Raw genomic sequence first — 20343 nt, 5'->3', positions numbered from 1 at the left:
GTGGGTCATCGTCCAATCTGATGGCGGTCCAGCAGGTCCAGCTCGGCGCGGATGCGCCGGGTCCAGGCGGCTCTGCGCCCGGCCCGCTCGTCGGCGCCGATGCCGGGCTCGAAGAGTTCGCCCTCGCCGCGGGCGGCGGCGGCCTGCGTCAGGGAGTCCCAGAACAGCCCGCGCGAGCCCGCCAGGTAGGCGGCCCCGCGCAGGCTCGCGGTGCCGGCGTCGCGGGCCCGCTCCATGGGGGCGCCGACCAGGTCGGCCTGCATCTGCAGCAGCGGCCGGCTCGCCGACAGCCCGCCGCCGACCCGCATCGCGGTGATCGGGGCGCCGGCCGTCTCCGCGACCGCCGCCGCGCTGTCCGCGACGGAGTGCGCGATGCCCTCCAGGAGGGCGCGGGCGATGTGCGCCGGGGTGGTGGAGATGGTCAGCCCGGTGAGGGCCGCCCCCAGCCCGGGCGCCATGACGGGGGTGCGCAGCCCGGCCAGGGTGGGCCGGAAGGCCGCCCCTCCGGTGTCGGGGACGGTCTCCGCCAGCTCGCTGACCTCGCGGGCCGAGGAGAACCCGGCGAAGGTGGAGCAGGCCCAGTCCAGTGCCGACCCGGAGGTGGCCGAGAACGACTCGACGGTGTAGACCGAGCGCCCCCGGGTCCGCCACCCGACCAGGGTGAGGGCGCCGTCGACCCGCCCGGTGCCGGCCGGGACCTCCTCGCCCGCGGCCACGTCGACGAAGCTGCCGGTGCCGTGCACGCACATCGCCCGCCCGGCCTCCAGGCAGCCCAGGCCGATCATCGCGGCGTGCTGGTCGCCGAGGACCGCGAGGACCGGGACCTCCCCGGTGCCGTCGCCGAGGAGGCCGGGGAGGACGGTGCCGAGTTCGTCGCCGTCCTCCCGCAGTTCCGGCAGGAGGTCCGCGGGGAACCCCAGCGTGTCGATCCATTCCCGCAGGTAGGAGTGGTCGGCGAGGGTGTAGGCGCCGGAGGAGCAGACGTTGGTGGGGGTGGTGGCGTACACCGCGCCGCCGGTGAGGTTCCACAGCAGCCAGGTGTCGACGGTGCCGAAGCGCAGCGCCCCGGCCCGGTGGGCCGCCCGCACCTCGGGCGTCCGCTCCAGGTGGCGGGCGGCCCACAGGTAGGGGGAGCGCACCCCGGTGGGCCGCCCGGTGGCGGCGGTGAGCCGGGCGTCCCAGGCGCCGGCGAGCGCGGCGAGCTCCCCGGCGTGCCGGGTGTCCTGCCAGACCATGGCGGGCACCAGCGCCCTGCCGGTGCGGGCGTCCCACAGCACGCCGGTGGCGCGCTGGACGGCCACGGCGACGGCGGCGGGCGCGGCCCCGCCGCCGGCGGCGACCGCGGCGCGGCACACCTCCAGGGTGGACGCCCAGATCTCGTCGGCGTCCTGCTCGACCACGCCCGGCCGGGGGCTGTCCACGCCCAGCCGCCGGTAGGCCGGTTCGGACACGGCCCCGTCCGGCGACACCAGGGCCGCGCGGGTGCCGGTGGTCCCCTCGTCCACGGCGAGGATCACCCTGTCGTCCACGGTCCGCTTCCTCCTCTCGCTCTCCGCCCTGCCGGTCCGCGCCCGCTCACCGGGCGAACTGGGGGGCGTCGAGCTCCTCGTCGGGGTTGACCGCGGCGCGGGTCGGCTCCCACTTCACGGCGGAGCAGATGACGCAGCACACCAGCGGGACGACCGACACCAGCAGGAAGGTGGTCGGCAGGCCGACGGCCTCCTGCACCAGCGGGAACAGGAACAGGCCGAGCACGGTGCCGAGGCTGCCCAGGGCGCCGATGACGCCGTTGGCGGTGGCGCGCAGCTCGCTGCGGAAGGAGAGCGCCGAGACGCTCTTGCCGTTGGCCCCCGGGCCGCCGGAGTGGGCGAGGATGAACACCGACGGCAGCAGGAACGCCGCCCACAGCGGCAGCCGGTCGAAGGTCAGCCCCATGAGCAGCAGGATCACGAAGACGACGCCGAACCCGATGGCGGAGGCCCGGCGCAGGCCGAGGCGCTTGCCGACGGCCGGGGCGCTGAACCCGCCGACGATGCCGAACAGGTTGAAGACCAGGGTGCCCAGGGTCGCGAAGACGAAGTCGGCGCCGAACATCTGCAGGCTGATGATCGGCAGGTACCAGCCGACCGCGAAGTACTGCAGCGCCTGGCCCACCGAGATGGTGCCGGCCAGCACGGTGCGCGGCAGGTAGGTGCCGCGGAACAGCAGCGCGACGTTGGCCATCCCCCGGTCGGCGGCGGCGGGCACGCCGCGGGTGTCGGGTTCGGCGGCTTCGAAGGACCCGCCGTAGATGCGGCCCATCCGCTCGGCGGCCTCGGGGAGCCGCCCCTTGCGCGCGAGCCAGCTGGGGCTCTCCACCATCAGGGCGAGCTGGAGCACGAGCAGCACGGCGGCGATCACCCCGGCCGAGCCGAGCGAGAACCGCCAGATGTCCAGGCCCGCGCCGAGCTCGTGGAAGGCGATGGCCAGCAGCAGGTTGGCGGAGACCGCCGTGTACCAGACGCCCTGCCACACGTTGAGCCGGTTCTTGAACCTCGCCGGGGTCATCTCGGCGAGGACCGCCATGGCGATGGCGAAGTCGATGCCGTAGGCGGCACCGACCAGGACCCGTCCGGCCACGACGATCTCGTAGGCCGGGGCGAGGGCGGCGACGGCGCCGCCGGCGAGGGCCAGGACCTTCGCGGCGATCAGCGGGGGGATGCGGCCGTAGCGGTCGGCGAGCCAGCCGCCGATCGGGTTGAACAGCAGGGAGAAGACCGAGGCGGAGGCGGTGAGGAGCGCGGTCTGGCCGGCGGCCAGTCCGAGGTCCTCGTTGAGCGAGGCCAGGCCCGCGCTGAGCGCGGAGTTGGCGTAGGCGTCGAGGAAGAGCCCGCCGAGGGCGAGCCACCAGATGACGAGCGCGCGCCCCTTGATCGCGGGGCGGGAGTCGATGTAGGCGACGACGTCGCTGACCGATGCGATGGGATGCGGACGGGTTCGGACTTCGGTCATAACCGCACACTCACAGCCGGGAGGGTTCCCGCCGGCCGATGAATGGGGGTGTGAAACGCAAAGAAGGCAAGACGAAGGCCGACAGGCGGTCTCTCGTCTTACCCTGTGGCGTGAACCATAGGGAGCCGCTCACCTGCGTGTCAACCCCGTGTCGGCAGGGTGAACACGGGGTCGCGCAGGGTCCGGCGGCCCGCCCGCGCGGACCGGCCCCGCCCGGGAAACCGCTGGACAGGCCCCTCCCGCCGGCGGCGGGCCCGCGGTCGACGGGGGTCGGGGGAGAAGAGAGAATGGGGCGGCCGCGCGCCCCGGCACGGGGCCGGTACCGCGATCGATCCACAGGGGAAGCTCTTCGATGGACCCGTCCTACCAGAACCAGCCCGGCGGCCAGGGGTGGCCGCAGCAGGGGCACGGCCAGTACCCGCAGGACCATGCGCAGCAGGGCTACGGCCAGTACCAGCAGGGCCAGTACCAGCAGGGGTACGGCCAGTACCAGCAGGGATACGGCTACGCCCACCAGCCGCAGGAGCAGCTGCCGCCGGGCCTGTACGCCGCCGAGGCCGACAAGCGGCTCTTCGCCGCCCTCATCGACGCCGCGATCATGATGGTGATCCTCTTCCTCGCCATCGGGGTGACCCTCGGCCTGACCATGGCGCTGACCTTCGCCATGGCCGGCGACAGCCAGGAGCTCACCGGCGGGGCGGCCGTGGTGCTGGTGGTCGGCATCGTGCTCACCTACGCGGTCGCCTTCCTCGCCCCGTTCCTGTACCGCTGGCTGTCGCACACCCGCAAGGGCCGGACGCTCGGCAAGCGGATGCTGGGCCTGCGCGTCGTCAACCTGGAGACCGGCGGCGGCCTCCCGGCCAAGGGCCGGACGTTCGTCCGCGAGCTGGTCTACTGCCTGCTCGGCTGGATCAGCTGCCTGTGGATCCTGTGGGACCCGCGCAAGCAGGCGCTGCACGACAAGGTCGGCAGCACCGCCGTCGTCGTCTCCGACTGACGCCGCCCCCGGGCCCCTCCCCCCGACCCCGGAGAGACCGATGACCCACCCGCCCTCCCCCTACGGCTCCCCCGGCCACCCGCAGGGGCACCCGCCCCCGGGGTACGGCCACCCGCCCGCCGCGCCGCCGTACCCGGGCCCGCCGCCCTTCACCGCCCCGAACGGGGCGCCGCTGGCCGGCTACGGGCGCCGCGTCGGCGCCTACATCATCGACCGGCTGGTGATCGTCTTCGGCGGGATCGCCGTCGGCGCCGCGGTCGTCGGCGCCTTCTTCGGCCTCGCCTACCTCACCGACCCGGCCGGGTACGAGGAGGGGTCGTCGCCGCTGATGGTCGTCGGCATGGTCATCGGCATTGCGTGCTGGCTCCTCTTCGGCCTGGTGTACCGGGTCGGCTGCCACTCCCGCTCCGGCCGCACCCTCGGCAAGCGGCTGTGCCGGAGCAGGCTGGTGGTCTGGGAGACCTGCGAGCCGCCTTCGGCCGGCGCCGCGCTCGGCCGCGAGCTGATCCTCGTCCTGTTCGGCTTCACCTACATCGGCCTGCTGATCGACCTGCTCTGGCCGCTGTGGGACGACCGCCGGCAGACCGTGCACGACAAGGTCGTGCGCACCGTCGTCGTCCGCCTCTGAGACCGCGCCGCGCCGCCCCGGCCCCGGACCCCGGCACGGCGCGCGGCGGGGCGGGGCTCAGCGCCTCCCGTAGGAGAGCCGGCGCAGCAGCACCTCGGCCGGCCCGCGGAGCGACCTCCGCTGCATCGCGTACGCCGCGGCCAGGGTGGCCGACCAGACTCCGACCGCCCAGCCGAGCGAGGCCAGAGCCGGGCTGGAGGAGCGCTCGCCCAGCGCGAGCAGGTACGGGGCGGTCAGCACCAGCCAGGCCGCCGACTGGACCAGGTAGCCGCTGAGCGACCGTCGGCCCAGCGCGGTGAGCGCCTGGACCGCGACCCCGCGGCGGCGCCCCTCCAGGGCCAGGGCGGCCAGCCCGAACAGCGCGGCGTAGCCCACTCCGCCGAACATGCCGGAGACCTGGTAGAGCTGCTTGAGCAGCGCGGCGGTGCCGGCGTCGGCGTCCAGCCATCCGGCGGCGTACAGGCCCATCGGCAGGCCGCCGGCGATGCCGATCGCCAGGCCGCCCGCGGCCGCGGTGCGGAGCAGGCGCACGTGCCGGGCCGGCTCTTCCAGGACGCGCCGCCGGGCGGCCCACGCCCCCAGCCAGACCACCAGCACGAACCCGGACATGTACAGGGTGTGCAGCGGCCACTCGCTCAGCCGCGCGGCGACCGAGGAGAGGTAGTCCGGTGCGGTGTCGGAGCCCGATCCCAGCAGCGGCAGCGGCGCCCGCTCGCCGCTCCCCGCCGCCAGGCCGTGCACCGCGAGCCCGAGCAGGACCGCGCTGTAGACCGCGGAGAGGCCCCAGTACCAGAGCACGATCCGGTACACCCGGTCGCTGCGGTGCAGCAGCAGGAGGGTGAAGGCGATCCCGGCGACCCCGTAGGCGCCCAGCACGTCGCCGGCGAACAGCAGGGCCGCGTGGACCAGCCCGAAGAGCAGCAGCCAGGCGTTGCGGCGGAGCAGCACCGCCCGCGCGGCGGCGGGCGACCCGGTCGCCGCCTCCAGCCTGCGGGCCAGCTGGACCACCCCGTAGCCGAACATGAGCGCGAACAGCGGGTAGGCCCGCGCGTGCACCAGGGCGATCATGAGCAGGTTGAACACCCGCTCGGCCCCCTCGGGGTCCCGCTCCACCCCGGGCGCCGCGCCGAGGAAGAGCCCCGCCGCGTTGGCCACCGCGATGAGCAGCAGCATCGCCCCGCGCGCCAGGTCGGGGGCGAGCGCCCGCTCCCCCTCCGGCACCGGGCCGGGCCTCCGCTCCCCGATCCTGTCCGTTCCGGCCATCCCGATCTCCTCGCCCTCGTTGGACCCGACTTAGTTTATCGGCAAAACTATATGCAATAAACTAACACGGAGCGAGTGGGTCTCCAGAGCGGACGGCCCCCGGGACAGACGGACCCCTGGGGCAGGCGGGACCCCGGGGCCGCCGCGGACGGCGGTATCTTTCAGGCATGGCCGACCAGGAAGTACCTCCGGAGCTGGGCCGACTGTGGCGGGTGCCGACGGCGGCGCGGCTCGGCCGGCCCGCCGCGCTGGACGTCGACCGGATCGTGCGCACCGCCGTCGGGCTGGCCGACCGGGACGGCCTGGCCGGGGTGACCCTGGCCAAGGTCGCCAAGGAGCTGGGCTTCACCGCGATGTCGCTCTACCGGCACGTCGGCTCCAAGGACGAGCTGTTCGCGCTGATGCAGGACCACGTCGGCGCCCCCGCCCCGGACATCGACCCGCCCCCGGAGCAGTGGCGCGACGGGGTCCGCCAATGGGCGCTGGCCCTGCGCACGCTCTGCGAGGAGCACCCCTGGCTGGCCGAGATCCCGGTCAGCGGGCCGCCCACCGGCCCGAACATGGTCGGCTGGATGGACGCGCTGCTCCGCGCCCTGCGCGGCACCGGCCTGGACTGGGGCGCCAAGGTCGGCGTCCTGCTGCTGGTCTCCGGGTACGTGCAGCAGACCGGCTCCACCGCCCGGCAGATGGCCGAGGGCCGCCACGCCTCCGGCCTGGACCAGGCCGAGGCCGAACGGGCCTACGGCCGCGCCCTGGCCGGCCTGGTCGACCCCGCCCGCTACCCCGAGGCCGCGAAGCTCTTCGCCTCCGACGTGTTCGAGCACCCCGCCGACCCCGCCGAGGACCACGACTTCGCCTTCGGCCTGGAACTCATCCTGGACGGCATCGCCGCAGCGGTCGACACGGCCGCCCGCGCGGACCACTGACCCCCTCCGGCCGATCGGTCCAGCGCGGCGCCCCGCGGAGCGAAGGTCCAAGCAGGCAGCGACGGCAGCGGCAGGGACAGGGCCAGGCGTCCCAGCCGAGCGCGGCACCCCACGGGGCCAAGCTTCAAACGGGCGGCGAGGGCGGGAGCGGGACCGGCCGATCGGTCCAGCGCGGCGCCTCACGGGGTGACGGCTCAGACCGGCAGCGACGGCGAAGACAGGGGCGGGGCACAGGCCTCACCCGAGTGCGGCGCCCCACGGGGCCGGGGTCCAAGCGGGCAGCGAGGGCGGGAGGGGGACCGGCCGGTCGGTCGGGTGCGGCCGGTCGCGGGGTGCAGGTTCAGACCAGCGGCGACGGCAGCGGTGGGCACCGGCCGGTCGGTCGGGTGCGGCGCCCCACGGAGCGAAGGTCAAGACGGGCGGCGACGGCGGAGGTAGGGGCGGGGCGGAGATGGTCGCCCGGGTACCGGGCCCCACGGGGTCGGGGTTCAGGCCGGCGGCGAGGGCGGGAGCGGGCCGGGCGCCGAGTTCACCGGCCGGGCCCGGCGCGCGTGCTCCCGGCGAGGGGAGGCGGCGCCCCGGCGCAGGGAGCCGGCTCGCCTGCCCGCGCCCGCCAGGGAGCCTTATCCCTGTATGCCGGGTTTGCGGCGGGGATCGGGCGGGGGTGGGGGCGCCCTGCGCACCTCCGCAGCACCCCGATTACATCTACCAGCGAGTAGTAAGCCCCAGGGCCCCCACCACCCCCTCTCCGATCACCCAGAGTGGCCAAGGCGGGCCCTCCCGGGAGAACAAAAGCGGCATCTCGCCCCCGCCCCTGCTCTTCCCGGGTTCCGGCCCCCTGCATCCCGGCCTTGCGGGCGCCTCGAACCCCCGATCGCCGGCCCGATCAGAGCGATTCGGGCCTTCTGGGGCCTGTTCCGGGCCGGGATGCGCGCCCGGGAATCAACCGGGGTGCTCTCGCGGTGCGCAGGGCGCCCCTCCTCGCCATCACCGTGCGTATTCACCCAGGTCGGAGAGGGGCAGCGGTTTCGGAGGCGGCCGACCTCGGCGCCCGGGCGACGCGGGCACGGCGAACCCGCCACCCCGGCCCACCCCGACCACTCCCGCCCCGCTCTGCCGCACCCGACCGACCAGCCGGTCCCTACCGCCGCCCTCGCCGCCAGCCTTAACCCCCGCCCCGTGGGGCACCGTGCCCGGGCGACCACCTGCACCCCGCCCCCACCTCTGCCGTCGCCGCCCGTCTTGACCTTCGCTCTGCGGGGCGCCGCACCGGACCGACCGGCCGGTCCCCCTCCCTGCCGTCGCTGCCCGCTTGAGCCCCCGCCCCGCGAGATGCCGCGCCCGGGCGATCGCCTCCGCCCCGCCCCTACCGCTGCCGTCGCCGCTGCTTGGACCTCCGCTCTGCGAGGCGCCGCACCCGACCGACCGGCCGGTGCCCCACCCCGCCCTCGCCGCCTGCTTGAACCCTCACCCCGCGAGATGCCGCGCCCGGCCGGGACGCCCGGCCCCGCCCCTTCCTTGGCCGTCGCCGCCGGTCTTGACCTCGACCCCGTGGGGTCCGCGCCCGACCGACCAGCCGGTCCCCCCTCCCGCCCTCGGTGGCCGGTGTCCGGGCCGCCTATCGTTGCCGGCATGGACGTCTTCGACGAACTGCTGCGGAACGTGCGCGGCCGGAGCTCGGTCTTCGGTCGGTCGGTGCTGTACCCGCCCTGGTCGCTGCGGTTCACCGACGGGGCCTACCTGACGCTGTGCGCGCCGCTGCGCGGCGGCGGGTGGATCGTGCCCGAGGGCGGCGAACCGGTCCGGCTCGACCTGGGCGAGGCCGCCATCGTGCGCGGCCCCGAGCCGTTCGCGTTCACCGACGACCCGGACCCCCGGCACCTCGCGCCGGTCCGGGAGGTGCGCTGCGGCGAGGTCTTCGGCAGCCCGGACGCCCCCACCGGGGCCGAGGTCGCCGCGCCGACCGTGCTGATGGCCGGCGCCTACGACGTCCGGGCCGAGGTCCCGCAGCGCCTGCTGCGGGTGCTGCCCCGGGTGGCCGTCGTCCCCGACGAGGAGGACTGCTCCGGGATGCGCGACTACCTGGAGGCGCAGCTCCGCGCGGAGCGCCCCGGCCGGCAGATCGTGCTCGACCGGCTGCTCGACTGGCTGCTGGTGTGCAGCCTGCGCGACTGGTTCGACCGGCCGGAGTCCGCCCCGCCCTCCTGGTACCGGGCGCTCGCCGACGACGTGGTCGGCCCGGCGCTGCACGCGGTGCACGAGGAGCCGGCCCGGCCATGGACGACGGCGGCGCTGGCCGCCCGCGCCGGGGTCTCCCGCACCACCCTCGCCAAGCGCTTCACCGAGCTGGTCGGCCAGGGCCCGGTGGCCTACCTGACCGAGTGGCGGATGACGCTCGCCGCGGACCTGCTCTCCCGCCCGGACATGACGGTCGCCGCCGTCGCCCGCCGGGTGGGCTACGCCGACGCGTTCGGCTTCTCCGCCGCCTTCAAACGGGTCCAGGGCACCAGCCCCACCGCCTACCGCCGCGCCTCGGCCCCCGCCCCCGAACAGGCCGGCGCCCCGACCGGCTGACCAGCGGACCGGCGGCCCCGGCCCCGGACCCGGCCGGCGCGGTCGGCCCAGCCGCCCGGACGGCAAGCGGCCACCCGGACGCGGGCGCCCGTCAGGACCGCGGGCAGCCCCCCGGACGGCAAGTTGCCACCCGGACCGCGGGCGTGCTGCCCCTGCTTCGCGCCGGCCCCGGGGGCGGGGCGGCCCCGGCCTTCACTGCGGTCCCGAAGGCGAGGGGGCCTTGACGGCCTTCGCAGTGGCCCCGGGCGAGGCGGCCTTCCCAGGCCTGTCCGCCGCCCGACTCCTCCGGCCTCCTGCCTCCGCCCCGCTTCCCGCGCCCGGCCGGGGTCAGCTCCGCCAGGCGGCGGCCCCGTCCCGGGCGAACTCCGCGAAGTCGCGCGGCTCCCGCCCCAGGGCGCGCCGGACCCCGTCGGCGACGGGGGCCTCCGCGCGGGTCCGGATCGGGGTGAGCGCGGCCGCCCACAGCTCCGCCTCCTCCCGGGACACCCCCTGCGCCACCAGGCCCCCGGCGAACTCCTCGACGCCGATCGGCAGGTAGCGGGCGGCCCGGCCGGAGGCCGCGGCGATCTCCTCCAGCGCCTCCGCGATGCCCAGCGGCCGCGGCCCGGTCAGCTCGTACTCCTGCCCCGCGTGCCCCTCCCCGGTGAGCGCGGCGGCCGCCACCGCGGCGATGTCCTCGGCGTCGACGAACGCCGACGCCCCGTCCTCCCCCGCGGGCAGCGCCAGCTCCCCGGCGCGGACCCCGGCGAGGAACTCCCCCTCGGAGAAGTTCTGCATGAACCACCCGGGCCGCAGCACCGTCCACTGCACGCCCGAGGCGCGGACCGCCTCCTCTCCGGCCAGGTGCACCTCGCCGGAGGGCCCGTCGCCGAAGTAGCCGGGGACGCCCGTTCCGCGCGCCGACAGCAGCACCAGGCGCTCCACCCCGGCGGCCACCGCCTCCGCCGTGAACGCGGGCGTCGGCGAGGGGACGACGTCCAGCGGCGTGATGAAGACCCGGTCCACTCCTTCCAGTGCGGGCTTCCAGGTCCCGGGGTCGTTCCAGTCGAACCGCACCTCCCCGGACCGGGACGCGGCCCGCGCCTCGACCCCCTGCTCCCGCAGCCGCGCGACGACCCGCCGCCCGACCTTTCCGCCGCCGCCGATGACCAGTACCGTTCCGCTCTCGTTCGCCATGGCACCGATCCTCGCCCGCGGGGACCCTTGCGGCCATGTCCGGCAGTACGGGAAGGATGTCCGTCAGCACAGGGGCCGCGCGGAGCCGAACCCGCCGGTGCGGCGCGCGGTCCCACCGGTACCGCCCCCGACCGCGAAAGCCCGGCCATGAGCGAAGAGAATCCCCTCGGCCCCGCCCCTGACCAGGACCGGCCCGAGACCGCCCGAGGCACCGTCGCCTACGGCACCGTCCTCCGGGACGGCGGCATCGGGGGCCTCCGACTGGGCCCTCCGCCCCCGCCAGACGCGCCCCCCGACGGTGCGGCACCGCCCCTGCGGGGGGCGGGGGCTCCCCTGCCGCAGGCCGGGGCGCCTCCCTCCGGGCCAGGGGCGCCTTATGCCGGGGACCCTCTGCTCGCCCGCCGGTGGCCGATCGGCGAAGAGCGCGCCGGAAAGCGGAAGAGCCCCGGCGGGCGGCGCCAGGACTTCCTGTTCAAGGTGTACGAGCAGGCGCTCCGCCACTCCGAGGCGACCTTCCGCGCCGGCATGCTCCTGGCGGTCCTGGGTGCGTCCGTCATCGCGGTGAGCGTCCTCGTCGGCCTCACCGGGGTCGGCGGGACCGGCGGGGCCTACGGCGCGCTCGCCTCCGGGGCCACCGGCGGGGCGATCACCTCGATGAGCGCGGCCTTCGCCGTGCACGCCAACCGCTACCGACGGCACCTCGCCGAGCAGGCGGCGGCCGTGCACGAGGAGGTCAAGGCGGACAGGGCCGTGGAGCGGGTGCTGGAGCTCGTCGACACCCTGGAGTCCCCGGAGGAGCGGGACCGGCTGCGCAGGGCCGCCGCCGTGCGGATCCTCGGCCTGCACACCGACCCCGACGCGTTCATGCCGCTCATCCTGGACCGCCCCGTCCGAGACACACCCGATGAACTGGAGGACAGGAAGCCCTGACCGGCCGGCCCCCTCAGGACGCGCGGGCGGTCAGGACGCGCGGGCGGCCCGGTGGCGGCGGCCGCGCGCTCCGGGGAGCGCCAGGTGGCCCTTGGTGACCAGGTGGAACCGCTCCAGGCCGGGGCACTGCACCTGGACGACGGTGGTGCCGTGCTCCAGCACCGCCAGCTCCCGGGCGACGGCGCGGTGCCCGGCCGCGGCCAGGCGTTCGACCACCGCCGCGCGCTGCGCCGCCACCCCGGTCCCCTCCGGGACGGTCTCCGGCGGCGGGCCGACGTCCGGCGCCTCGGCGAGCCGGTCCGCGAAGTCCAGGTGGGCGCAGGCCAGCAGGCGCGGGTGGGCGGCGAGCCTGCGGCGCACGCCCGCGGCGACGTCGTGCTCGGCCACCAGCCGGTCGAAGGTGGGGTGCTCGGCGGGGCGGCCGTCGTCCTCGGCCCCCTCCCGGTGCGCCTCCACCACCCGGGCCAGCAGCTCGCCCTGGACGAACTCGGTCAGCGCCCGGTCCACCGCGGTCTCCCCGGAGAGCGAGGCGCCCATGCCGTGGTAGCGGGCGGCGCCGCCGGCCAGGGCGGGGGCGTAGGCCATGGCCACCGGGATCCCCAGGTCGGTGGTGAGGTCCAGGACGACCACCCGCGCGCCGACCGTCTCCTCGGCGGCCCGCAGCCGCGCCCGGAGCAGCGGGGGCAGCGACTCGGGGCGCACCGCCCCGGGCATCGGGCCGCCGTCGTAGACGGTGCCCAGCAGGAAGAGCGAGAGGGCGTCGCGCTCCACCCACTCGTTGAGCGCGTGCAGCGCGGCCTCCTCGAAGGTCGCCCCGATCGCGCAGCCGCTGTTGACGCTGTAGGACATGGCGTGGGTGTAGTCGGCGGTGTCGCCGAACTCGGCGCGGAACCGCAGCATGCCCTCGGTCGGCACCGGGTACCAGGGCGCCCACAGGTAGAGCGGGACGTCGACCGGCGGCCCGCCGTCGAGGCCGCGGTAGGGCAGCACCGCGATGCGGGCGCCGTCCTGGCGGGCGACGTCGCGCACCGCCCTGTCGGCCGCGAACGGGCCGTCCAGCAGGGCGGCGGCCGGCGCGGCGGCCAGCGGGAGCGCGTCCAGCCGGCCGGGGCCGGTCAGGGCGTGCTCGACCGCCTCGTACTCCGCTCCGACCAGGGCCGGGGCGTGCGTCCCCTTGCCGCTGCCGAGCCCGTAGGGGACCTCGGTTCCGTCGGGGCCCCACAGCTCGCACTGGGCGGCGGCGGGCTCCCCGAGGTTCCCGGAGCCGAGGAACCGGTACCGCGCCCGCCACCCCTGGGCGGCGATGTCGGCCCGGATGCGCCGGTCCGCCTCGGCGAGGGGGAGTTCCCGCTCTCGGGCGCCCGGCCACGCACCGGCCTGCGGCCGGAGTGCGGCCGGGGGCGGGGCCGGGCCGGTCCCGCCCCCGGCCAGGGGGATCCACTCAGACCTCAACGGACTCCGCTGCGGTCGCCTCGTCCAGCTCGTCGACCAGCAGTTCGACGTCCTCCACGTGGTCCACCGAAACCGTCAGGTCGTACCCGGCGCATGCCATGGGAACCTCCTTCGCGCAGGAGAGCGGGCGTGCGGCGGGCGCCGCACCCGAGCCTTTCTACAGCAGGCCTCCGGGGACTGTCACCGGGTCCGGCGCGGGGAATACGCCGGGTGCCCGCCCGCTCACCGCCGTGCCTTTCCGCCCCCGGCCTGGCAGACTCGCGCCATGGCGACCCCCGGAACCGACCTGTTCTCCCGGATCGACGCGCTGGTCGGCGAGGCGTGGACGCTGGCGGCCCTGGCCTCCGCGGTCTCCGCCGAGCGCTCCGGCGCCGGCCTCTCCGAGGAGCACGGCGCGCTGCTCGGCGCCGCCGGCTTCGCCGAGCGGACCGCGTCCGGGTGGCGGCTGCGGGACGAGTACCGCGCGGCGCTGCGCGCCCGGCCCGACGCGGGGGCGCTCCCCGGCCGCACCGCCCGGTTGCTCCGGCTGGCCGCGGACGCCGCCGAGGGCGCCGTCGAGGAGCCGGCCGACGGCGACGAGGTGCTGCTCGCCGAAGGGAGGGCGTCCGGCGAGCGGGTGAGCGGCCTGCTGGACCTCGCCGCCCGGCACGACCCGGGCCTCGCCGACCTGCTGCTCCGCCCCGGTGCGGTGCTGCTCGACGTCGGGACCGGGGTGGGCGGCGTCGCGGCCGCGCTGGTGGAGCGGGTCCCCGGCGGCCGGGCCGTCGGCCTCGACACCGACCCGCGGATGCTCCGGCTGGCCGAGCGGCACCTGGCCGAGCGGGGGGTGCGCGACCGGGTCGAACCGCGCCTGCAGGACGTCGCCGACCTCATCGAGGAGGACGCCTACGACCTGGTGTGGCTGCCGCTGGCGGTGCTCTCCCCGGAGGCCGCCGCGGCCGCCCTGCCCCGGGTCGCGGCGGCGCTGCGCCCCGGCGGCAGGCTGATCGCGGCCACCGCGCTGCGCTCCGCCCCGCAGCTCGCCCCCGAGGACACCGGCCCCCGCGCGGTGCGGGACGCCGTGCTCCGCTGGCGGATGTCCCGCCGCAACGTCACCCCCTGGCCCCCGGAGGAGCTGGCCGAACGGCTCACCGCCGCCGGCCTGCGCTCCGCCCGCGAGATCCCGACCCCGGACCGCTCGGTCGCCGTGGTGCTCGCCGCCGCGTGATCCGCGCCCGCGGACCCGCCGTCCGGGAGTGCACAGCGGCCCGACCGGAGCGGATCCGGCTCCCACGGAACTCGAAAAGCGGAACCGCCGGGGCCGCCTCAATGGCCGGGCATCCGAGCCGGCCGCGAATCCGCATTCGAAGATCCGAGGGAATTCGGCTTTTCCTTCAGAGCACCGGGAGGACGCGGAATGCGGATTCCCGGGACGGCCGGGAGCGGCGATCGCAGCACGGCTCCGTCCACTGCGGGAGAAGCACTCACCCGGAAACCGGGAGAGACCCTCGCGCTAAATCGCCACCGGGCGCCCGGAGGTCCGGCGTGAACGGGTCGGTGAGGGGACACCGGGGCCCGACGTCGAATGCGCGCGGGCCCCTGCGGACTCCCTTGGACGGCATGGGCGATACCTCTGGAAGCGCTCCCGCCGACGGATTCCATCTGCCGCCAGAGCGTTTTCCCAGGTCAGCCTTGCTGAGAGCCGGTGAGGGGACTTGAACCCCTAACCTATCGCTTACAAGGCGATTGCTCTGCCAATTGAGCTACACCGGCCGGTGTCCGGGGGACACCCAGTCGCATGGTACCGGTTCCGGCTACCGTGCGGGTGTGCGGCGGCGGGCCACCTCGTAGAGGGAGACGCCGGCGGCGACCGAGGCGTTCAGGGACTCGGCGCCGCTGATCGGGATGGAGGCGATGCTGTCGCAGGCCTCGCGGACCAGGCGGGACAGGCCCTTGCCCTCGGAGCCGACCACCACGACCAGGGGGTCGGAGGCGAAGGCGATCTCGTCCAGGCGGGTGTCGCCGCCGGCGTCCAGGCCGACGGTGAACAGGCCCTCCTGCTTGTAGGCCTCCAGCGCCCGGGTGAGGTTGACGGCCTGGGCGACCGGGAGGCGGGCCAGGGTGCCGGCCGAGGTCTTCCAGGCGGCCATGGTGACGCCGGCGGAGCGGCGCTCCGGGATGAGGATGCCGTGCGCGCCGAACGCCGCCGCGGAGCGGGCGATGGCGCCCAGGTTGTGCGGGTCGGTGACGCCGTCCAGGGCGACGATGAGCGGGGTCGTCTCGGACCGCTTCGCCGCGTCGAGCAGGTCCTCGGCGCTCCAGTACCGGTACGGCCGCACCTGCAGGGCGATGCCCTGGTGGGCGGCGCCGGGCAGGCCGTTGCTGTCGCAGCGGCGGTCCAGCTCGGCCCGGGGGACCTCGCTGATCTCCAGGCCGGCGTCGCCGGCCAGCTTCGCCGCCTCGTTCACCCGGACGTCCTGCTCCAGGCTGTTGGCGAGGAACAGCCGGGTGGCCGGCATGCCGGCGCGCAGCGCCTCCAGCACCGGGTTGCGGCCGACGAGCAGCTCGCCGCGGCCGCGCGGGCTCTCCCCGGTGCGGCCGGAGGACGCGCGCTCGGGCCGCTGCTGCTGCGGGGCCTCGCCCCGGTCGGCGGTCCTGCGCTTCTTGTCCGAGTACCAGTGCCGCTCGGACGCCGGCAGGGTGCCCTTCTTGCCTTCGAGCGAGCGGCGGTTCTTGCCCCCGCTGCCCTTGGTCGGGCCCTTCTTGTTCTTCTTCGCCGGCATGACCGCCGTCCCTCCCCCGTTGGTCCCGTGCGCGCATGCCTGCGGCGAATCCGCGTTGATCTCGGGAACGATACGTATTCCAGACTGCGATGATAGGCGCCCCGGAGGACCCGGTGCGCCGGTGCCGGCGCGGGCCCGCCCGCGCGGGTGCGGGCGGGCCCGGGCGGTCAGTCGCGGCGCAGCTCCCAGCGGGGCCCGTTCGGGGTGTCCTCCACGGTGATCCCCGCCGCGGTGAGCCGGTCGCGGATCCGGTCGGCGGCGGCGTAGTCCTTCCGGCCGCGGGCGGACTGGCGCTCCTCCAGGGCGACCGAGACCAGCGCGTCGACCACGTCGCGCAGGCCCGCCCCGTCGCCCTCGGCGGCCCACTGCTCGGACCCCGGGTCGAGGCCGAGCACCGCCAGCATGGCGCGGAGCTCGGCGGCGAGCTCGGCGGCGCGCTCCTTGCGCCCCTCGCTCAGGGCGGTGTTGCCGTCCCGGACGTGGCCGTGCACGACCGCCAGCCCCTGGGCGACGCCGAGGTCGTCGTCGAGGGCGGAGGCGAACGCGTCCGGCACCCGGGGCGCCGGCCGGACCGGGCCGGTGAGCTCCGCCGCGCGGGTGAGGAACCCCTCGATCCGCTGGTAGGCCGAGGCCGCCTCGCGCAGCGCCTCCTCGGAGTAGTCCAGCGCGGAGCGGTAGTGCGCCTGCCCCAGGTAGTAGCGGAGCTCCACCGGGCGGACCCGGCGCACCATCTCGCTGATCAGCAGCGAGTTGCCCAGGGACTTGCTCATCTTCTCGCCGCCGAGGGTGAGCAGCCCGTTGTGCATCCAGTACCGGGCGAAGCCGTCGCCGGCCGCCCTGGACTGGGCGAGCTCGTTCTCGTGGTGCGGGAAGACGAGGTCCAGTCCGCCGCCGTGGACGTCGAAGGAGGAGCCGAGGTACTTGGTGGCCATGGCCGAGCACTCCAGGTGCCAGCCCGGCCGGCCCCGCCCCCACGGCGTCTCCCAGCTGGGCTCCCCCGGCTTGGCGCCCTTCCACAGGGCGAAGTCGCGGGGGTCGCGCTTGGCGCCGTCGGCGTCCTTGGGGTCGCGCATCTGGTCGACGCGCTGCCCGGACAGCTCCCCGTAGGCGGGGTGCGAGAGCACGTCGAAGTAGACGTCGCCGGAGCCGTCCCCGGCCGGGTAGGCGTGGCCGCGGTCGATCAGGCGGCGCATCAGCTCCACCATCTCCGGGACGTGCCCGGTGGCGCGCGGCTCCACCGACGGCGGCAGGCAGCCCAGCGCGTCGTAGGCGGAGGTGAACGCGCGCTGGTTGCGCTCGGCCACCGCCCACCAGTGCACGTTCTCGGCGCGGGCGACGTTGATGATCTTGTCGTCGATATCGGTGACGTTGCGGCAGAGCGTGACCTCGTACCCCCGGTAGGTGAGCCACCTGCGGAGGATGTCGAAGTTCACACCGGACCTGATGTGGCCGATATGCGGCGGAGCCTGCACCGTGGCACCACACAGGTACAGCGAGGCACACCCTTCGGTGAGCGGGGTGAAATCGCTGACCTGCCTGGACCTGGTGTCGTAAAAGCGCAGACTCACGTCCCCCAGGGTAGCCGTTTCCCGCTCCCCCGGGGCCGCTTGGAAAAGGTCGTCCGGAATCACTTCCGTATTCCGCGCGGCCACGGCGGGTTACGGCCGTTTTCGCGTCGTTCCTCGTGTTCGCCGCCTTTGCTGGGCTACGCTTCCGACCACCATGGCCGTGAAACCCTCCTCCTCTCCTCCGCGCACCGGGACGCGACCCGCCCGCGAGGGCGGCGGGTCCAGGGCGGTAGCGATCCTGCTGTCCGGAGTCGGCGTCCTGGTGATCGCCGCGTGCGCCGTCGTCCTCTCCTACAACGGCATCTACCAGATCGCCGTGCAGGGCGGGGCGGAGGATCCGTACGCGCACCTGTACCCGGCGGTCTTCACCCTCCTGCTGCTGCTCGCGTTCTGGGCGAGCTTCGTGCTGCGCGCCGCCCCGAGAGTGCACCGGCTGCAGGTCGACGGCCTGATCCTGGTGCTGATCCTGATCGCCGCGGGCGCGAGCGCGCTGCGCGCCAGCGACCAGCGGCTGGTGGACGCCGTCGCCCTGGTGGTGGTCGCCGCCGCCCCGTGGATCGCCCTGCTCTTCGCGTTCCTGCTGTTCGTCCGGGTCTGGCGGCACCTCCACGGCGAGCTGCCCGAGCGGCGCCGCGCACCGCGCCCGGCCCCCCGCCCCGAGGAGCGGACCGCCCCGCTGCCCGCGGGCACCGCGGTCCGCGCCGAGGAGCGCACCGGCGCCGGGCCCGAATCGGGGCCCGAAGCCGGACCCGAGGCCGCGGAGCCCGCCCCGGAGCCGCCGGCGGAGAAGACCGCCACGCTGCTGTGGCCGCGCGCCGGCGCGCGGCCGCTCCCCTCCGAGCCCCCGGAGGAGGAGCCGGACACCGACCCGGTGCCCACCGTCCGGGTGCTGCACCCGGCCGAGGCGCCGCCCGCCCCCCGCGAGGAGCCCGCCGCCCCCGCCGGGGAGGACCGGGAGGACGCCGGGGCTCGCGCGGAGGCGCCCGGCGCCGGACACCCGAGCGGGGCGGAGGAACCGGCCCGCACCGGGTCCGAGCCCCGCAGGGCGGAGTCCCGTGAGACGGAGCCCCGGGAGGAGGCGGAGGAGCCGGCCCCGGTTCCGGAGGCCGAACCGCTCCCGGAGCCGGAGGAGCCTGTCGGCGGGCCGGACCGCGCCGAGGGCGCCGAGGAAGCGGCCGCAGCGGCCGCAGAGCCGGAGGAGGGCGACCGGGGCGGGGAGGACCGCGAGGACCGGGCCGCACCGGTCCCCGGCGGCGAGGCGGCCGAGGCGGCCGCCGGGCCGTCGGTGATCACCGCGCCGACCGTACCGCTCCGCCCGCCGTCCGCCGAAGAAGAGGAAGAAGGGGCGGAGGAGGAAGGCGCGGAGCCGGAGCCCGCCGCGTCCCCCGAGGGAGAGCGGCCGCCGCTGCCCCGCCGCGACCCGGAGACCGGCGAGAGCGCGATCCGGCTGGCCGCGGAGAGCCTCGGCCCGCCCCCGGTCCCCGCCTCGGCCGAGGCGGGCGGCCCGTCCGAGGACGGAGCGGACGACGGCTTCGTGCACCTGCTCGCCGAGGACGACCCGACCAGCGACGAGGCCGCCGCGGGCGGCCGGGAGGCCGCTGAGGGGGCCGGACCGGTGCAGGCCGAGGCGGCCGCGCCGCCGCCCCCGGACGCCTCGACCCGGGTGGTCGCCGACCCCCCGCAGGCCCGCAGGCTGCCCAAGCGGCCGATGGTCCTCAAGCCGCGCCGGCCGCCGATGCGCGGCTTCCCGCCGGCGCCGGAGGCCCCGCCCAACAGCCGCGTCCGCAGCGGCCCCACGCCGCCCGACGCCCCCGAGGACGACCGCGCCTGACCCGCGCGCCGCTCGGTACTGCGGCCCCACCGGAGCGCTCCGGTGGGGCCGCAGTACCGAGCAGTGCCTTCCGCTGCGCGCGGAGCAGCGTCTTCCGCTACGCGCGGAGCTTTACCGATGGCTCCTCGCGCCGGTCTCTCCGCCGGAACGGGGCTCGACGACGGGCCGGTGCCGCCGACCTCCGAACGGGGCGGCCGGCCCTCCGGCTAGTCCAGGGGGACGCAGAGGGCGGTGGCCACCGCGGCGATGCCCTCTCCGCGGCCGGTGAGGCCGAGCCCGTCGGTGGTGGTCGCCGAGACGGTCACCGGTGCCCCGGCCGCCTCGGAGAGGGCCTTCTCCGCCTCGGCCCGGCGCGGGGCGAACTTCGGCCGGTTGCCGATCACCTGGACCGCGATGTTGCCGATCTCGAACCCGGCGGCGCGGACCCGCACCGCGGACTCGGTCAGCAGCGCGATACCGGACGCGCCCTTCCATCTCGGGTCGGCCGTCCCGAACTGGGCGCCGAGGTCACCCAGCGCGCACGCGGAGAAAAGGGCGTCGCAAGCGGCGTGCGCCGCGACGTCGCCGTCGGAGTGGCCGCTCACCCCGGTCTCCCCCGGCCATTCCAGCCCGGCGAGAAAGAGGGTGCGGCCCGACATGAAAGGGTGGACGTCGGTACCGACGCCCACCCGTGGCATTTTCAGCATGAATGCAGTTGCTCTTCGTGGCTTATGTCAGTTCGCGAGGACTTCATCGAGGAGGGCCTCGGCCTTGTCCTCATTCGTCTTTTCCGCGAGAGCGAGTTCACTCACCAGGATCTGCCGCGCCTTGGCGAGCATCCGCTTCTCGCCCGCGGAAAGACCGCGTTCCTTATCCCGCCGCCAAAGGTCACGGACGACCTCGGCGACCTTGTTCACGTCGCCGGAGGCGAGCTTCTCGACGTTCGCCTTGTACCGCCGCGACCAGTTCGTGGGCTCCTCGGTGTGCGGGGCGCGCAGCACCTCGAAGACCCGCTCCAGCCCGTCCTGGCCCACCACGTCGCGGACGCCGACCTCTTCGGCGTTCGCGGCGGGCACGCGTACCGTAAGATCACCCTTGTCGACCCGGAGGACGAGGTACGACCTTTCCTCGCCCTTAATGGTTCGAGTTTCGATCGCCTCGATACGAGCAGCCCCGTGATGGGGATAGACAACGGTGTCGCCGACCTTGAAAGTCATGTGACAAGTACCCCTTCCGCTACCACAAGGGTACCACGAATCTGTGACT

At 75.7% G+C, this 20343-nt stretch carries 16 protein-coding genes and 1 tRNA gene; 7 read left to right on the top strand and 10 right to left on the bottom strand.

The genetic code is table 11. The features are described from left to right. Positions 1–5 precede the first annotated feature (5 nt). Positions 6–1529, bottom strand: coding sequence for an FGGY family carbohydrate kinase (locus D459_RS0127175; protein WP_017596149.1), 1524 nt, complete (start codon positions 1527–1529; stop codon positions 6–8). Positions 1530–1575: 46 nt separating this feature from the next. Continuing rightward, entirely contained in the window at positions 1576–2991 is a 1416-nt protein-coding gene (locus D459_RS0127170; RefSeq protein WP_017596148.1) for an MFS transporter, read from the bottom strand. A gap of 352 nt (positions 2992–3343) precedes the next feature. Between D459_RS0127170 and D459_RS0127165 the strand changes: the two genes are divergently transcribed. After that, positions 3344–3988: an RDD family protein gene (locus D459_RS0127165; protein ID WP_017596147.1), complete on the top strand. Its 645-nt coding sequence runs from the start codon at positions 3344–3346 to the stop codon at positions 3986–3988. Between the two features lie 40 nt (positions 3989–4028). Further along, complete coding sequence (locus D459_RS33935; RefSeq protein WP_017596146.1) at positions 4029–4616, top strand: RDD family protein; 588 nt, start codon at positions 4029–4031, stop codon at positions 4614–4616. A 57-nt stretch (positions 4617–4673) separates the two neighbouring features. On the opposite strand, the gene D459_RS0127155 is transcribed toward D459_RS33935, so the two are convergent. Further along, positions 4674–5879: a DUF418 domain-containing protein gene (locus D459_RS0127155; RefSeq protein WP_017596145.1), complete on the bottom strand. Its 1206-nt coding sequence runs from the start codon at positions 5877–5879 to the stop codon at positions 4674–4676. A 167-nt stretch (positions 5880–6046) separates the two neighbouring features. On the opposite strand from D459_RS0127155, the gene D459_RS0127150 reads away from it, so the two are divergent. Together D459_RS0127150 and D459_RS0127145 are read left to right on the top strand one after the other, a co-directional pair. Next, entirely contained in the window at positions 6047–6805 is a 759-nt protein-coding gene (locus tag D459_RS0127150; protein ID WP_017596144.1) for a TetR/AcrR family transcriptional regulator, read from the top strand. A 1632-nt stretch (positions 6806–8437) separates the two neighbouring features. Further along, a complete protein-coding gene (locus D459_RS0127145; protein WP_017596143.1) occupies positions 8438–9379 on the top strand; it encodes an AraC family transcriptional regulator in 942 nt (313 codons plus the stop codon). A 327-nt stretch (positions 9380–9706) separates the two neighbouring features. Here the strand turns inward: D459_RS0127145 and D459_RS0127140 are convergent, their stop codons facing one another. Then, positions 9707–10555 carry an NAD(P)H-binding protein gene (locus tag D459_RS0127140; protein ID WP_017596142.1) on the bottom strand — a complete coding sequence of 283 codons (849 nt, stop codon included), beginning with the start codon at positions 10553–10555 and terminating at the stop codon, positions 9707–9709. 477 nt (positions 10556–11032) lie between these two features. Between D459_RS0127140 and D459_RS0127130 the strand changes: the two genes are divergently transcribed. After that, positions 11033–11485, top strand: coding sequence for a hypothetical protein (locus D459_RS0127130; RefSeq protein WP_017596141.1), 453 nt, complete (start codon positions 11033–11035; stop codon positions 11483–11485). Positions 11486–11515: 30 nt separating this feature from the next. Here D459_RS0127130 and D459_RS0127125 read toward each other — a convergent pair whose 3' ends face one another. After that, on the bottom strand, positions 11516–12937 hold the full coding sequence (locus D459_RS0127125) for a YcaO-like family protein (RefSeq protein WP_017596140.1): 1422 nt from the start codon (positions 12935–12937) through the stop codon (positions 11516–11518). Between the two features lie 265 nt (positions 12938–13202). Between D459_RS0127125 and D459_RS0127115 the strand changes: the two genes are divergently transcribed. Then, positions 13203–14144: an SAM-dependent methyltransferase gene (locus D459_RS0127115; RefSeq protein ID WP_017596138.1), complete on the top strand. Its 942-nt coding sequence runs from the start codon at positions 13203–13205 to the stop codon at positions 14142–14144. A gap of 472 nt (positions 14145–14616) precedes the next feature. Here the strand turns inward: D459_RS0127115 and D459_RS0127110 are convergent. The 3 genes from D459_RS0127110 to cysS all read right to left on the bottom strand — a co-directional run bounded on the left by D459_RS0127110 (position 14617) and on the right by cysS (position 17267). After that, positions 14617–14689, bottom strand: a tRNA-Thr gene (locus tag D459_RS0127110). 41 nt (positions 14690–14730) lie between these two features. Beyond that, entirely contained in the window at positions 14731–15699 is a 969-nt protein-coding gene (rlmB, locus tag D459_RS0127105; protein ID WP_017596137.1) for a 23S rRNA (guanosine(2251)-2'-O)-methyltransferase RlmB, read from the bottom strand. 167 nt (positions 15700–15866) lie between these two features. Beyond that, positions 15867–17267: a cysteine--tRNA ligase gene (cysS, locus tag D459_RS0127100; RefSeq protein WP_026120799.1), complete on the bottom strand. Its 1401-nt coding sequence runs from the start codon at positions 17265–17267 to the stop codon at positions 15867–15869. A 154-nt stretch (positions 17268–17421) separates the two neighbouring features. On the opposite strand from cysS, the gene D459_RS0127095 reads away from it, so the two are divergent. Then, the gene (locus D459_RS0127095) at positions 17422–19098 is read left to right on the top strand and encodes a DUF2637 domain-containing protein (RefSeq protein WP_152523128.1); all 1677 of its coding nucleotides are present in this window, start codon (positions 17422–17424) and stop codon (positions 19096–19098) included. A gap of 206 nt (positions 19099–19304) precedes the next feature. On the opposite strand, the gene ispF is transcribed toward D459_RS0127095, so the two are convergent. Continuing rightward, complete coding sequence (ispF, locus tag D459_RS0127090) at positions 19305–19775, bottom strand: 2-C-methyl-D-erythritol 2,4-cyclodiphosphate synthase (protein WP_193790299.1); 471 nt, start codon at positions 19773–19775, stop codon at positions 19305–19307. Positions 19776–19811: 36 nt separating this feature from the next. Beyond that, positions 19812–20294: a CarD family transcriptional regulator gene (locus tag D459_RS0127085; RefSeq protein ID WP_017596134.1), complete on the bottom strand. Its 483-nt coding sequence runs from the start codon at positions 20292–20294 to the stop codon at positions 19812–19814. Positions 20295–20343 lie beyond the last annotated feature (49 nt).

This window comes from Nocardiopsis potens DSM 45234, from assembly GCF_000341105.1.
Classification (GTDB): domain Bacteria; phylum Actinomycetota; class Actinomycetes; order Streptosporangiales; family Streptosporangiaceae; genus Nocardiopsis_A; species Nocardiopsis_A potens.
This window is presented reverse-complemented; position numbering and strand designations above follow the sequence as displayed.